Consider the following 13597-nt stretch of genomic DNA (forward strand, 5'->3'; position numbering starts at 1 on the left):
GATGGCAGGACTGTATTTCGAGGAATTCGAAGTCGGGCAGGTGTTCCGGCATGCGATCCGCCGGACGATCACCGAGACCGACAATGTCTGGTTCTCGGCGATCACGCACAACCCGGCGGCGCTGCATCTCGACGAGGAGTATGCGAAGGGCACCGAGTTCGGCACGCGCATCGTCAATTCCTGCTTCACGCTGGGGCTGATGGTCGGCATCTCGGTGGGCGACACGACGCTCGGCACCACCGTCGCCAATCTCGGCTGGGACGAGGTGCGCTTCCCGAAGCCGCTGTTCCATGGCGACACCATCCGCGTGGAATCCGAAGTGCTGTCGAAGCGCCCGAGCAAGTCGCGTCCGGGCCAGGGCATCGTGGAGTTCATGCACCGCGCCTACAACCAGCATGACGTGCTGGTGGGCCGCTGCCGCCGCCAGGCGCTGATGCTGGGCAAGCCGGCATGATCCGCTCCTGGCTCTTCGTTCCGGCCGACAGCGAACGCAAGCTCGCCAGGGGCGGGGAGAGCGGCGCGGATGCGCTGATCCTTGATCTCGAGGATTCCGTCGCCGCCGCGCGGCGCCCCGTCGCGCGGGGCATGGTGGTGGACTACCTCGCGGCACATGCGGGTGCCGCGCGGCGGCCGCAGCTCTGGGTACGCATCAATCCCCTTGACGGCGAGGGCCTGACCGACGCCGCCGCGGTGGTGCGTGCGGCGCCGGATGGCCTCGTCGTGCCGAAGGTGAACGGGCCGGACGATCTGCTGCGGCTGTCGCATTGGCTGGATGCGCTGGAAGCGCGCGACGGCTTGCCCGCCGGCGGCATCAAGCTGCTGGCGGTGGCGACGGAGACCGCGGCCGCCGTGCTGCGCCTGTCCGAATACGCGAAGGTCGCGGTGCCGCGCCTCGCCGCGCTGACCTGGGGGGCGGAGGACCTGCCGGCCGCGCTCGGCGCCAGCACCAACCAGGATCCCGCGGGCGGCTATGCGCTGACCTATCGTCTCGCGCGCTCGGCCTGCCTGCTCGCGGCGGTGGCCGCCAATGTGCAGCCGATCGACACGCTCGAGGTGGACTTCCGCGACGAGGCCGCGCTGCGCGCCGCCTGCGCGGATGGCCGCAAGCAGGGCTTCACCGGCAAGATCGCGATCCATCCCGCCCAGGTCGCCGCGATCAACGAAGGATTCCGTCCGACCGCGGAGGAAGTCGCCCATGCCCACCGCGTCGTCGCGGCCTTCGCGGCGAATCCCGGCATCGGCACGGTGGGGCTCGACGGGAAGATGATCGACATGCCGCATCTGCGCCAGGCGCAGCGCGTGCTCGCCGCCGATGCGGCATTCCAGGCCTGACGGGGAAGCCACGCATGGCGATCGACTACGACACGCTGAAGAACCGCGGGTTCGCGGACATCGAGCAGGCCTACGGCGTCAAGGACACGATGCTCTACGCGCTCGGCCTCGGCCTCGGGCAGGACCCGATGGATCCGAAGCAGCTGCGCCATGTCTATGAGGAAGACCTCGTCGCCCTGCCGACCATGGGCGTGGTGCTCGCCACGCCCGGCTTCTGGGTGAAGGAACCTGACACCGGCGTGGACTGGCCCAAGGTGCTGCATGGCGAGCAGGGCCTGACCATCCACAAGCCACTGCCGCCGCAGGGCCGCGTCGTCAGCAGGTTCCGCATCGACGAGATCATCGACAAGGGCGCCGGCAAGGGCGCGCTGATGTACACGACGCGCGAGCTGCGTGATGCCGCGAATGGCGACCTGCTCTGCAGCCTGACCAGCACCTCCTTCCTGCGTGGCGATGGCGGCTTCGGCGGGCCGGCCGGCCCGATCCGCCAGCCGCATCCGGTGCCCGAGGGCACGCCGGACGCGGTCTTCGACTGGACGGTCGGCCGGCACGCCGCGCTGCTCTATCGCCTGAACGGCGACTACAACCCGGTCCATGCCGATCCGAAGGCGGCCGCGAAGGGCGGCTTCGCGCAGCCGATCCTGCATGGGCTGTGCTCCTACGGCGTTGCCGGCTGGGCGGTGATGAACCTGGTCTGCGACGGCGACGCATCGCGGTTGCGCCGCTTCGACCTGCGCTTCACCTCGCCGGTCTATCCCGGGGAGACGCTGCGCACCGAGGTCTGGAAGCAAGGCCCCGGTGTCGCCGCCTTCCGCGTGCGCGTCCCGGCGCGGGACGTCATCGCGCTCAACAATGGTCGGGCGGAATACCTGCCGTGACGGCGCCGGCGGTCATCGTCAGTGGTGACCGCCAGGTCACCCGCGACGCGCTGATGGCCCGTGTACGTCGCGCGGCGACGGGGTTCGCGGCGCTCGGCGTGGCACCCGGGGATTGCGTGGCGCTGCTGCTGCGCAACGACTTCTCGTTCCTCGAAGCCAGCCTCGCCGCGACGACGCTCGGCGGCTATGCGGTGCCGATCAACTGGCATTGGAAGCCGGATGAGGTCGCCTACCTCCTGCGCGACTGCGAGGCACGAATCGTCGTCGTGCACGCCGACCTCGCGCACCTGCTGTCGGAAGCACCGGAAGGGCTGACGATCCTCGTCGTCCCGACGCCGCCCGAGGCCGCCGCCGCCTACGGCATCCCGCCCGCGCAGGACGCCACGGCCGGCGAGAACTGGGATGCCTTCATCGCCCGCCATGCCGAATGGGACCGTCCCCCCCAGCCGGCGCGGGAGAGCATGATCTATACCTCCGGCACCACCGGCCGCCCGAAGGGCGTGCGCCGCCAGCCGCCGACGCCGGAACAGGCCGCCGCCACCGCGCGCAACCGCGCGCAGATCTACGGCCTGGTTCCCGGCATCCGCGCGCTGGTGCCGGGGCCCATGTACCACTCCGCCCCCAACGGCTTCGGCCTGCGTGCCGTGCCGCTGGCCGAAGTGCTGGTGCTGATGCCGCGCTTCGACCCGGAGGAGACGCTCGCGCTGATCGAGCGCCACCGCATCACCACCGTCTTCCTCGTCCCGACGATGATGGTGCGCCTGCTCCGCCTGCCGGAGGAGGTGAAGCGCCGCTACGACCTCTCCTCGCTGCGCCACGTCACCCATGCGGCCGCCCCCTGCCCGCCGGAGGTGAAGCAGGCGATGCTCGCCTGGTGGGGCCCGGTCATCCACGAGTTCTACGGCGCGACCGACCTCGGCGCGCCGACCGCCTGCACGCCGGAGCAATGGCTCGCCAAGCCCGGCACCGTCGGCACGCTGACCGAAGGCGCGATCGTGAAGATCCTCGACGCGAATGGCGAGGAATGCCCCGTCGGCGTGCCCGGCGAGATCTTCGCCAGCGTCGCCTACATGCCGGACTTCACCTACAACAAGCGCGATGGCGAACGGCGCGCGGTGGAACTCGGCGGGCTGATCACCGTGGGCGATGTCGGCTACTTCGACGCGGATGGCTACCTGTTCCTCTGCGACCGCAAGCGCGACATGGTCATTTCCGGCGGCGTGAACATCTACCCCGCCGAGATCGAGGCCGTGATGATCGGCATCCCCGGCGTGCTCGACTGCGCCGTCTTCGGCATCCCGGACGCCGAATATGGCGAGAGCCTCTGCGCCGCCGTGCGCGTCGCGCCGGGCACGACGGAAGCCGCGATCCGCGAGGCGCTGAAGGCGAAGCTCGCCAACTTCAAGGTGCCGCGCGTCATCGACTTCCACGAGGAACTGCCGCGCGACGATTCCGGCAAGCTGCTCAAGCGCAAGCTGCGCGAGCCCTACTGGCAGGGCGCCGGCCGCGCGATCTGACGACATCGCGCCGGGAGCGCGCGACCAGGGAGGTCCAGGATGAACCGCATCGCCACCCCACGCCGCGCCCTGCTTGCCGCAGGCCTCGCGCCGCTGGCCGCCCCGCGCCTCGGCCGTGCGCAATCCGCGTTTCCCGGCACGCGGCCGGTCAGCCTGATCATTCCCTACGCCGCCGGCGGCATCCCCGATGTCTTCGGCAATGCCGTCAACCAGGGGCTGCAGGAACGGCTCGGCGGCACCTTCGTCATGGATCACAAGCCGGGCGCGAGCACGACGCTCGGCACCCGCCAGGCCGCCCGCGCGCGGCCGGACGGCTACACCCTGGTCTTCGCGGGGAACGCCACCTTCACCATCACGCCCTTCGTGCTGCGCAGCGCCGGGTATGATTCCGCGAAGGACTTCACCTGGCTTGGCATGACCGGCATCGCCGTCTACCTGTTCGTCGCGCATCCGCGCTGGGAGAGCCTCGAGCAGTTGCTCGCCGCCGCGAAGCGCCGGCCGAACGAGATCTCCTACGCCACCTGGGGCGTCGGCTCCTCGGCGCATCTCGGCACCTTCGACCTCGCCCGCCGTGCGGGGGTGGAGATGATCCACGTCCCCTACAACGGCACCGCCGCCGCGCTGGTCGACGTCTCGAGCGGCCGGGTCGACTTCATGCTCAGCACCCTCGCCCCGGCGCGGCCGCACATGGAGGCGGGGCGCGTGCGCGCGCTCGGCATCGCGACGGCGCAGCGCTTCCGCCCCCTGCCCAGCCTGCCGACCGTCGCGGAGCAGGGATTCCCCGATTACGTCGTGCCGAACTGGACCGGCATCGCCGCGCCCGCGGGCCTGCCGGACGGCATCGCGACGCAGCTCGAAACGGCCCTCGCGCAGACCTTCTCGGACGAGGCGCTGCTCACGCGACTCGAACCGCTCGGCATCACCGCATCGCCGACCGGCGCGCGGGCCATGCGGGACCAGGTCGCGAAGGATCTCGCGGAGAATGCGGAGCTGGTGCGCCGCGCGGGCATCACCCCGGAATAGACGGATCGCGGCGGACGGACGTAGCCTGCGCGCGGTTTCCGGGGAGGACTCATCGTGAACATCACGCGACGCCACGCGCTCGCCGCCGCCACACTGGCCCTTCCCACCGCTGGGCTGGCGCAGCCGCGCACCTGGCCGAACCGCCCGGTGCGCATCATCATCCCCTACGCGCCCGGCGGCCCGGTCGAGATCCCCGGACGCTTCCTCGCCGAACATCTCTCCGCACGGCTCGGCCAGCCCTTCATCGTCGAGACGCGCCCTGGCGCCGGCGGTGCGGTCGGCACCAAGCAGGTCATCGCCACGACGGACCAGCACACCCTGGCCATGGTGACCGGCGCCGTCGCCATCCAGCCGGCCGTGCAGCCCGACATCGGCTACGACCCGGTGAACGACCTCCTGCCCATCTCCCTCGTCTCGGAAGCGAGCATGGGCTTCATGGTGCGCCCCAACGCCGCCTTCCGCGACCTGCCGGCCCTGGTCGCCGCGGCGAAGGCCGCGCCGGGGCGGATCACCTACGGTTCCTCGGGCAACGGCACCACGACGCACATGGCGGCGGCACTGTTCGGCGCGCGGGCGGGCATCAACTGGCAGCACGTGCCCTATCGCGGCGGCGGGCAGCTCATCAGCGGGTTCCTCGCCGGCGACGTGGATGTCATGAGCGGCGACCTCGCGACGCTGCTGCCGCATGTGCAGGAAGGCCGCGGCGTGCTGCTCGGCGTGACCTCGCCGGACCGCGTGCCCGTGGTGCCGAACGTGCCTTCGATCGCCGAGGTCGTGCCGGGCACCGGCATCACCATCTGGTTCGCGCTCTTCGCCCCGCGCAACTTCCCCGAGGAGGCGACGGCGCGCCTCGTCGCCGAATTCGCGCCGCTGCGCAGCGGTTCGCCGCTCGGCGAACGCATGGCCGCGACCGGCGGACGCCTGCTGCTGACCGGGCCCGCGGACCTCTCCGAACGCCTGCGTCGCGAATTGCCGCTCTGGCGTCACGTCGTCGCCGAGGCCGGCATCCGCCCCGAGTGATGCACACATGATTCCGCTTCTGCCGGGCCTGCGCGTCCTCGATCTCACCAGCGTCATCTACGGCCCCTTGATCGGGCAGGTGCTCGGCGACCTCGGCGCCGAGGTCATCAAGGTGGAAGGGCCGGAAGGCGACCTCGCGCGCGGCATCCAGCCCCGCGGCCCGCAGGGCGACAGCGCGATGTTCGTCTGCAACAACCGCAACAAGCGCAGCGTCGTGCTCGACCTCAAGACCCCCGCGGGATGCGAGGTCTTCACCCGTCTGCTGCGCTGGGCCGAGGTCTTCGTCCACAACATGCGCCCCGCCGCGATCGAAAGGCTGGGCTTCGGCTTCGACAAGGTCGCGGCGATCAACCCGCAGATCATCTACTGCGCCGCGGTCGGCTTCGGCAGCGGCGGGCGCTATGCCGGGCGCCCGGCCTTCGACGACGTGATCCAGGCGGCCGGCGGCATCGCCGCGCTGCCCTCCTATCGCGGGCAGGACCCCGCCTATGTGCCCGGCGTGATGGCGGACAAGGTCGCGGCGCTGACCGCGACCTATGGCGTGATGGCCGCGATCGCCGCGCGCGGCCGCGGCATGGCGGGTCCGATCGAGGTCGAGGCCGCGATGTTCGAATCCGTCGCCGCCTTCGTGCTGAACGAACACCTGGCCGCCGCCGCCTTCGGCGGCCCGCCCGAGGTCGCCGGCTACCATCGCATGTTCGCCGCCGACCGCCGGCCCTACCGCACGCAGGATGGCTGGATCGCGGCCCTTCCGTACACCGAGCAGCAATGGCGCCGCCTGCTGGACTTCACCGGCCGGCGCGACGTGCTCGAGGCGCCGTGGTTCGCCGATCCCGGCGAGCGCAGCGCCCATATCGCCGAGCTCTACACCGTGCTGGCCGAGGAGATGACCCGCCGCAGCACCGCCGACTGGCTCCAGGCGCTGCAGGACCTCGACATCCCGCATGCGCGCGTCAACCGGCTCGAGGACCTGCTGACCGATCCGCATCTCCAGGACGTGGATTTCTTCGCACCCAACGGCAGCGGCCTGGCCCGGTCGGCGCGGCAGCCGGTGTCCTATCCCGGCCTCGCCGCGCAGCCGGATCGTCCGGCGCCAGTGCTGGGCGCGGATACCGAGGAGGTCGCGCAGATGCTCGGCTACGACGCGTCCGCGCTTGCCGCGCTGCGCGCCGGCGGCGCTTTCGGGAAGGCAGGCTGAACGCGATCAGCCGACATCTTTCACCCGCCAGCCATCCAGGCGGTCGCGCAGCTGGTAGGCGGTGCCCACCAGCGGCATGAACCACGGATTGCCGGTGTAGAAGGGCCGCGTCGGGAAGGTCAGGCGGGTGAAGGCGGACACGCTGTTCCCGCCCCCCATGATCTGCTGCGCCGCGACGCGCCCGAAATGCGTCATCGCGACCACGCCGCTGCCGTTGCAGCCCATCGCGTAGTGGATGCCGTCATGCACGCCGACATGCGGCATCATGTCGAAGGCGAAGGCGACGTTGCCGAACCAGCCATGGGTGATGCGCACGCCGGCGAGGTCCGGGATGAGGTCCACCATGAAGCGGTGCAGCCGCACGGAGGCGCGGCGCGCGTCGTTGTCGACGAAGCTGGCGCGGCCACCGAACAGGATGCGCGTGTAATCCGGCGAGGGCCGGAAGTAGTAGAGGATCTTCTTGGTGTCGCCATAGACGCGCAGCTTCGGCAGCGCGGCGCGGACACGCTCCTCACCGATCGGCTCGCTGGCGATCATGTAGCTCGCGACCGGGATCAGGCGGCGGAGATGCCAGGGCGCGGCGGACCCGGTATAGCCGTTCGTCGCCATCATCAGGTGCCGCGCGCGCAGCCTGCCGCGATTGGTCTCGACCGCGAAGGCGCCATCCGCCTGCCGTGTGGCGCCGCGGTACTCCACGCCGCCGATCAGCGTCGCACCCGCCCGCGCCGCGGCCTGCGCGAGCGACCGCACATACTTCCCGGGATGTATCGAGGCCGCGCGGAGCAGCAGCATCCCGCCATGGTAACGATCGGTCGCGATCTCCTCGTGCACGCGCTCGCGCGGCAGCAGGAAGGCTTCCTCGCTGCCGGTCGCGTTGATCATCTCGGCGCGGCGCTGCAGCGCCTCCATCGCCTTGGGGGCGTGCGCGCCGACGAAGCGGCCGCAGCGCACGTATTGGCAGTCGAGGCCCTCGCGCGCGACCAGCGCCTCGAAATCCTCGAAGGCCTGCTCGCCCTCGGCCGCGAGCTCCGCGACGAAGGTCGCGCCGAAGGTCTCGACCAGGTCGGATCGGACCTTGCCCAGGCTGCCCGCGCCGCTCAGCGCCCCGCCATTGCGCGAGGACGCGCCCCAGCCGATCGCCTCGCGGTCGATCACCAGCGCCTTCACGCCGTTGCGCCCGAGCTCCAGTGCCGTCGCCAGCCCCGCGATGCCGCCGCCGACGACCAGGACTTCCACCTCGTCCGGCAGCGGCGCCTCGGCCGGCGCGGGCGGCGCCTCCTCCCACCAATAGGGGCGTTCGACGAAGCCGGGGGCGAAGGGATCGGATGCGGTGCTCATGCCGCCGCCAGCCTGCCACAGCCGGGCGGCCCTGCATCCTGTCTTTCGGTCAGGCGGCGCGGATGCCGTCGGACGGCGCGTTCGGATCGCCCGGCGCGGTCTCCCAGCCGAGGCCCACGATGGCCACCACACGCCGTCCGCCACGGTCCGCGCGACAGACGATGCAGGATTGCTCCTCGAGCCAGGTCAGCAGCCGCCGCGCCCGCCCGGCCGAGCGGCTGCCATAGGCGAGCGCGATGGCGCCGTCCGGCGGGCAGGGCTCGCCGGCCAGCGCCGTGCGCGCGAGCAGCAGGTACACACCCTGCGCGTCCTCGGGCAGCGCCTCGGCGCGCTCGACCGCCCGCGGCCAGTCGGTGCCGTCCATCGCACGCATGTCGACCCCGGCGCGCGCGATGGCCAGCATCCGGCGGAAGGCCGGCAGGTCCGGCGGCGGCCCGCCGATCTCCTGGATCCGGCAGCGCACCTGGAAATCCTGGTAGAGCACCGCCGAGGGGCGGAACGGCGCCTCGGGATCGGCGAGGATCTGCCGCAGCACCTCGGTCAGCACCTTCTCGCGTTCCGCCGCTTCCTCGGGCGTCGGGGGCGGCGCCTCCGGCGCCTTGGCGCCGCGCGCCTGCGGCGGCTGGAACTGCGCGAGCTGCTGCAGGATGTCCGGCGCGGGCGCCCGCGGCTGGCGGCGCGGGCGCGGCGGCAGCGCCGCCTCGGCCTCCGGCATCCGCAGGATCATGTCGCGCGCTTCCTCCAGCGCGGTCGCATCCGGCGGCGGCACCAGGCGCGGGCCGCCGCTGCGCGAACTGGTCTCGACGTCCCCGATCCGGACCGGCAGCGGCCGACGCGACACCGCCGGCCCGAGCGCGATGAAGTTCCCGCGCGGCAGGTCGCGGAACATCTCCGCCTGGCGCCGCTCCATGCCGAGCAGGTCGGCCGCGCGCGCCATGTCGATGTCGAGGAAGGTGCGCCCCATCATGAAGTTCGAGGCCTCGGCCGCCACGTTCTTCGCGAGCTTCGCCAGGCGCTGCGTCGCGATGACGCCCGCGAGGCCCCGCTTGCGGCCGCGGCACATCAGGTTCGTCATCGCACCGAGCGAGAGCCGCCGCGCCTCGTCCGACACGTCGCCGCCGGCGGCCGGCGCGAACAGTTGCGCCTCGTCCACCACCACCATCGCGGGTGTCCAGGCGTCACGTTCCGCGTTGAAAAGCCCGGACAGGAAGGCAGCCGCCGAACGCAGCTGCTCCTCCACCTCCACATGCTCGAGGTTGAGCACGACCGAGACGCGATGCTGGCGCACCACCTCGGCGGAACGCTGCAGGGAGGCCTCGGTATGCTCGGCGACGTCGACGACGAGATGGCCGAAACGCTCGGCGAGGGTAACGAAGTCGCCTTCCGGATCGACCACGACCTGCTGGACCCAGGGCGCGCTCTGTTCCAGCAGACGGCGAAGCAGATGCGACTTGCCCGACCCGGAATTGCCCTGCACCAGAAGGCGCGTGGAGAGCAGTTCCTCCAGGTCGACGACCACCGCCTCCCCGGCGGTGCCGAGTCCCATGTCGACACTGATCGTCATTCACCCACCCGGCGCGCCATTCGTCCCGACCCTCGCCGCCGCGCGGCGGGCGGCGATGGATGGTCCTATCGTCGTTTGAACGGCGGATAAAGCCGGCCGAGTCGCCAACGAGCCTCCGCGCCGGTCAAGGTGGCCTCAGCCCCCGGGCAGCAGCCTGATGCGCGACTCGGTCGCCGCTTCCACCGCCGCGCGGCTGTAGAGCATCGGCACGTAACGATCCTCCGCCCAGAGCGGGAAGAGGTCGCGGTAATGCGGGCTCGCGGGATCACCGGACTGGCCGGGGGCGTTGATCGTCCAGCTCGCATCCCAGTTGCCGACGTCGAGCACCATCCGCCAGGACACGCCCGACATGACCCGGAAGTCGCTGCCGCGATATCCGTTGTTGTTGATCGTCAGGTTCGACCCGCCCTTCGGCGCCGGCCCGACATCGAGCCGCGCCGCGAGGTCCGGCGGCGCCAGGCGCGACAGCGGATGGCTGAAATAGCCCTGATGGATGCGGCCCCAGCTCCAGCTTGCGGTGTCCTCGCCCATGCGCTGCCGCGCCTCGGCCCAGGCCGCATCGAGGGTGTCGAGCAGCAACGCATCGCGCGCCGCCTTGGGATCGGCGCCGAAGCCCGGATCCGTCGCGGCCTCGAGCAGTTCCAGATAGAACTGCGTGTCCGGCACGCTCACCAGCGGGGCGAGGCCCGCGGGCCCCAGCCGCTTCGGGATGCCGGGCATGAGGTGATTGGTGAACCAGATCTCGAACAGCGCCGCCGGACCGCTGCCGGCCGTGAGGCGATGGTCCCAGCCGGCGAGGAAGGCCCGCGCCTCCGCCGCCGCCTCCCCCCGCACCGCGGCGAGCAACGCGCAGAGCCGCCGCGCCGGCACGCTCAGCACGTCCGTCTGCAGCGCCAGCGTCTCCTCGACCGACCAGCGCTTCTCGCCCGCGAGCGACTCCGACAGGCGCGCATAGCGGGCGACGTCGGTCCATTCGAAGCCGGTCTTGTGCCGGCGATAATCGAAATCGGGCGGCAGGTTCATCTGATTGGCGGACCCGACCCAGCCGGCGGCCGGATCGTCGGTGCCCGGCAGCGTCGAGGCCTGGATCGTCCCGGACCATTCGTAGCGCCCGTCGCCCGGCACGGGCAGCAGCCCGTCCCAGTTCGGGCGCGCGGGAATCTTCGCCGCCGCCTGCCAGGCGATATGCCCGTCGACATCGGCGACGACATGGTTCGTCGAGGGCGCGCCCCAGCCTTCCAGGGCGTCGCGATACTCCGCGACGTCGCGCGCTGTGAGGTAGGCGAGGCTCGCCATGTAGGCCGCCGTGCCGGGTTCCCACCACACGCTGCGCAGCGCATAGGCGCGGCGCGCCGTGCGATCGACATGCAGCACCGGGCCGTGGCGCGTGAAGCGCAGCTCCGTCGCCACCGCGTCGCCGTCGCGTACCGGGATGTGCTCGGTGACCACGCGCATCCGCTCCCAGCCCTCGCCGTAGCGATAGAGGTCGGGATCTGCCTCGTTCAGCTCATAGACGTAGAGGTCTTCCTGGTCCGACGGATGGATGGTCAGCGAGAAGGCGAGGCGGTCATTGTGCCCGAGGCTGACGCCCGGGATCGCCGGTTCCCCCGCCCCGATCACGTCGAGCCCCGGTGCCGAGAGATGCGCGACATAGCGCAGCGAGGGCTGGTCATGGACGCGATGCGGGTCGCTCGCGAGGATGGCGCGGCCGGTCGTGGTGCGCGACGGCGCCAACGCCCAGTTGTTGCTGCCCCACTCCCCGGCCTCCGCCAGCGCCTGCGCCGGATCGGCGCCGTCCATCGGGTGCGGTTCGCAGCCGAGCAGATAGGTGCGCAGCACCTCGGGCGGAATGACATGCGCCTCGAAGCCGTCGGGAAGCTGCAGCCGCCATTCCGGCTGCAGCCCCTTGTGCAGGCGGTCGGCCTCGATGCCGAAGCGCGCGACGATGTTCGCGCGCGTCACCTCGGAATCGAGGTTGCGGACCCGGGCATGGGCGCGGCAGCGCACCACGTCCTCGGCTGCCCAGCGCGCCGGGCGCGTGCCGAGCAGGCGGAACTCCAGCGGCAGGCGCGAAGGCTCGCGCTCCACCAGGTCGACATAGGCGTTGATGCCGGCGACGAAGGCCGCGGTGCGCGCCTCCGCCTCGGCGCCATAGCAGGCCCATTCGGCCGCCATGTCGCCGCGATACAGCAGCAGCCGCGCGGCGCGGTCGCGCTCGACATAGGCCGGGCCGAGATCGCCCGCCATCAGCCCGAGCCCACGCTTGCGCCACACATCGATCTGCCACAGCCGGTCGCGCGCGGCGTTGAAGCCCTGCACGAAGAAGGCGTCGCGCTGGGACGCGGCATAGATGTGCGGGATGCCCCAGCGATCCACCAGGATCTCGGCTTCCGCGCCCAGGCCGGGCAGCGTCAGCGTCTCGTTCGCCGCGGGCCGCTGCCCATTCCCCAGGTCAGCGACGGATCCGGTCATGTCACGCATATCCCCTGCACGGCGATGCCCAGTCGTGCAGGGGCGGCGGCGCGGCGTCAATCACCCCGCGAAGGGCACGTGCACGCGGCCTTCCATCAGCACCCGCGCGCTGCGGCTCATGATCGCCTTGGTCACGGTCCATTGGCCGTTGACCCGCTGCGCCTTGGACCCCACGCGCAACGTTCCGGAAGGATGACCGAAGCGCACTGCCTCGCGCTCGCCGCCGCCGGCCGCGAGGTTCACCAGCGTGCCCGGCACGCAGCCCGCTGTCGCGATGGCAACCGACGCCGTACCCATCATCGCGTGGTGCAGCTTGCCCATCGACATCGCCCGCACCAGCAGGTCGACATCGCCCGCGCCGATCTTCTTGCCGCTGGAGGCGACGTAGTCCTTCGGCGGAGCGACCCAGGCGACCTTCGGCGTGTGCTGGCGCGCGGCGGCCTCCTCGACCGACTTGATCAGGCCCATGCGCACCGCGCCATGCGCGCGGATCGTCTCGAGCTTCGCGAGCAGCGCCGCGTCGCCGTTGATGTCGTCCTGCAGTTCCGTGCCGGTGAAGCCGAGCGCATCCGCGTTGAGGAAGATCGTCGGGATGCCGGAACTGATCATGGTCGCCTGGAAGGTCCCGACGCCCGGCACCTCCAGCGTGTCCACCAGGTTGCCGGTGGGGAACATCGACCCGCCGTCGCTGTCGTCGGCCGGGTCCATGAACTCCAGCTGGACCTCGGCGGCGGGGAAGGTCACGCCGTCGAGCTCGAAGTCGCCGGTCTCCTGCACCTCGCCATTGGTCATCGGCACGTGGGAGACGATGGTCTTGCCGATATTCGCCTGCCAGATGCGCACGATCGCGGTGCCGTCGCGCGGGATGCGCGCGGGATCGACCAGGCCGTTGCGGATCGCGAAGGGCCCGACCGCGGCCGAGAGATTCCCGCAATTGCCCGACCAGTCGACGAAGGGCTTGTCGATCGACACCTGGCCGAACAGGTAGTCGACGTCATGGTCCGGCCGCGTGCTGCGGCTGAGGATGACGGTCTTGCTCGTGCTCGACGTCGCCGCCCCCATGCCGTCGGTCTGCTTGCCATAGGGATCGGGGCTGCCGATCACGCGCAGCAGCAGACGGTCGCGTGCGGGACCGGGAACGCGCGCCACCTCGGGCAGGTCCTCGAGCACGAAGAACACGCCCTTGCTGGTGCCGCCGCGCATGTAGGTGGCAGGGATCTTGATCTGCGGTGTGAAGCCCATGGTCGTTTCCTGC

At 71.2% G+C, this 13597-nt stretch carries 11 protein-coding genes; 7 read left to right on the plus strand and 4 right to left on the minus strand.

Going from position 1 to position 13597, the window contains the following annotated elements; translation table 11 throughout:
* The first annotated feature begins 1 nt into the window (after window position 1).
* The 7 genes from GWK16_RS05400 to GWK16_RS05430 are packed head-to-tail and all read left to right on the plus strand — an operon-like array spanning window position 2 to window position 6968.
* The gene (locus tag GWK16_RS05400) at window positions 2-454 is read left to right on the plus strand and encodes a MaoC family dehydratase (RefSeq protein WP_170052943.1); all 453 of its coding nucleotides are present in this window, start codon (window positions 2-4) and stop codon (window positions 452-454) included.
* Window positions 451-1332, plus strand: coding sequence for an HpcH/HpaI aldolase/citrate lyase family protein (locus tag GWK16_RS05405; protein WP_170052944.1), 882 nt, complete (start codon window positions 451-453; stop codon window positions 1330-1332). The genes GWK16_RS05400 and GWK16_RS05405 overlap by 4 nt, the downstream gene beginning before the upstream one ends.
* A 14-nt stretch (window positions 1333-1346) precedes the next feature.
* Window positions 1347-2210, plus strand: coding sequence for a MaoC/PaaZ C-terminal domain-containing protein (locus GWK16_RS05410; RefSeq protein WP_170052945.1), 864 nt, complete (start codon window positions 1347-1349; stop codon window positions 2208-2210).
* Window positions 2207-3727 carry an acyl-CoA synthetase gene (locus GWK16_RS05415; RefSeq protein WP_170052946.1) on the plus strand — a complete coding sequence of 507 codons (1521 nt, stop codon included), beginning with the start codon at window positions 2207-2209 and terminating at the stop codon, window positions 3725-3727. Before GWK16_RS05410 ends, GWK16_RS05415 begins: the two co-directional genes overlap by 4 nt.
* Before the next feature lie 39 nt (window positions 3728-3766).
* Window positions 3767-4750, plus strand: a complete 984-nt coding sequence (locus GWK16_RS05420) for a Bug family tripartite tricarboxylate transporter substrate binding protein (RefSeq protein ID WP_170052947.1) — start codon at window positions 3767-3769, stop codon at window positions 4748-4750.
* Between the two features lie 54 nt (window positions 4751-4804).
* The gene (locus GWK16_RS05425; RefSeq protein WP_170052948.1) at window positions 4805-5770 is read left to right on the plus strand and encodes a tripartite tricarboxylate transporter substrate-binding protein; all 966 of its coding nucleotides are present in this window, start codon (window positions 4805-4807) and stop codon (window positions 5768-5770) included.
* A gap of 7 nt (window positions 5771-5777) precedes the next feature.
* Window positions 5778-6968: a CaiB/BaiF CoA transferase family protein gene (locus GWK16_RS05430; RefSeq protein WP_170052949.1), complete on the plus strand. Its 1191-nt coding sequence runs from the start codon at window positions 5778-5780 to the stop codon at window positions 6966-6968.
* 6 nt (window positions 6969-6974) lie between these two features.
* Here GWK16_RS05430 and GWK16_RS05435 read toward each other — a convergent pair whose 3' ends face one another.
* From GWK16_RS05435 to prpF, 4 genes are all read right to left on the minus strand, one after another.
* Window positions 6975-8306, minus strand: coding sequence for an NAD(P)/FAD-dependent oxidoreductase (locus GWK16_RS05435; RefSeq protein WP_170052950.1), 1332 nt, complete (start codon window positions 8304-8306; stop codon window positions 6975-6977).
* Between the two features lie 49 nt (window positions 8307-8355).
* Window positions 8356-9870 (minus strand): ATP-binding protein, encoded by a 1515-nt coding sequence (locus GWK16_RS05440; RefSeq protein WP_170052951.1) that lies wholly within the window; start codon window positions 9868-9870, stop codon window positions 8356-8358.
* Window positions 9871-10005: 135 nt separating this feature from the next.
* Entirely contained in the window at window positions 10006-12342 is a 2337-nt protein-coding gene (locus GWK16_RS05445; protein ID WP_211187152.1) for a penicillin acylase family protein, read from the minus strand.
* Between the two features lie 60 nt (window positions 12343-12402).
* The gene (gene prpF, locus GWK16_RS05450; protein ID WP_170052953.1) at window positions 12403-13584 is read right to left on the minus strand and encodes a 2-methylaconitate cis-trans isomerase PrpF; all 1182 of its coding nucleotides are present in this window, start codon (window positions 13582-13584) and stop codon (window positions 12403-12405) included.
* Between the last annotated feature and the right edge of the window lie 13 nt (window positions 13585-13597).

The organism is Neoroseomonas marina, from assembly GCF_012927745.1.
GTDB classification, from domain to species: domain Bacteria; phylum Pseudomonadota; class Alphaproteobacteria; order Acetobacterales; family Acetobacteraceae; genus Neoroseomonas; species Neoroseomonas marina.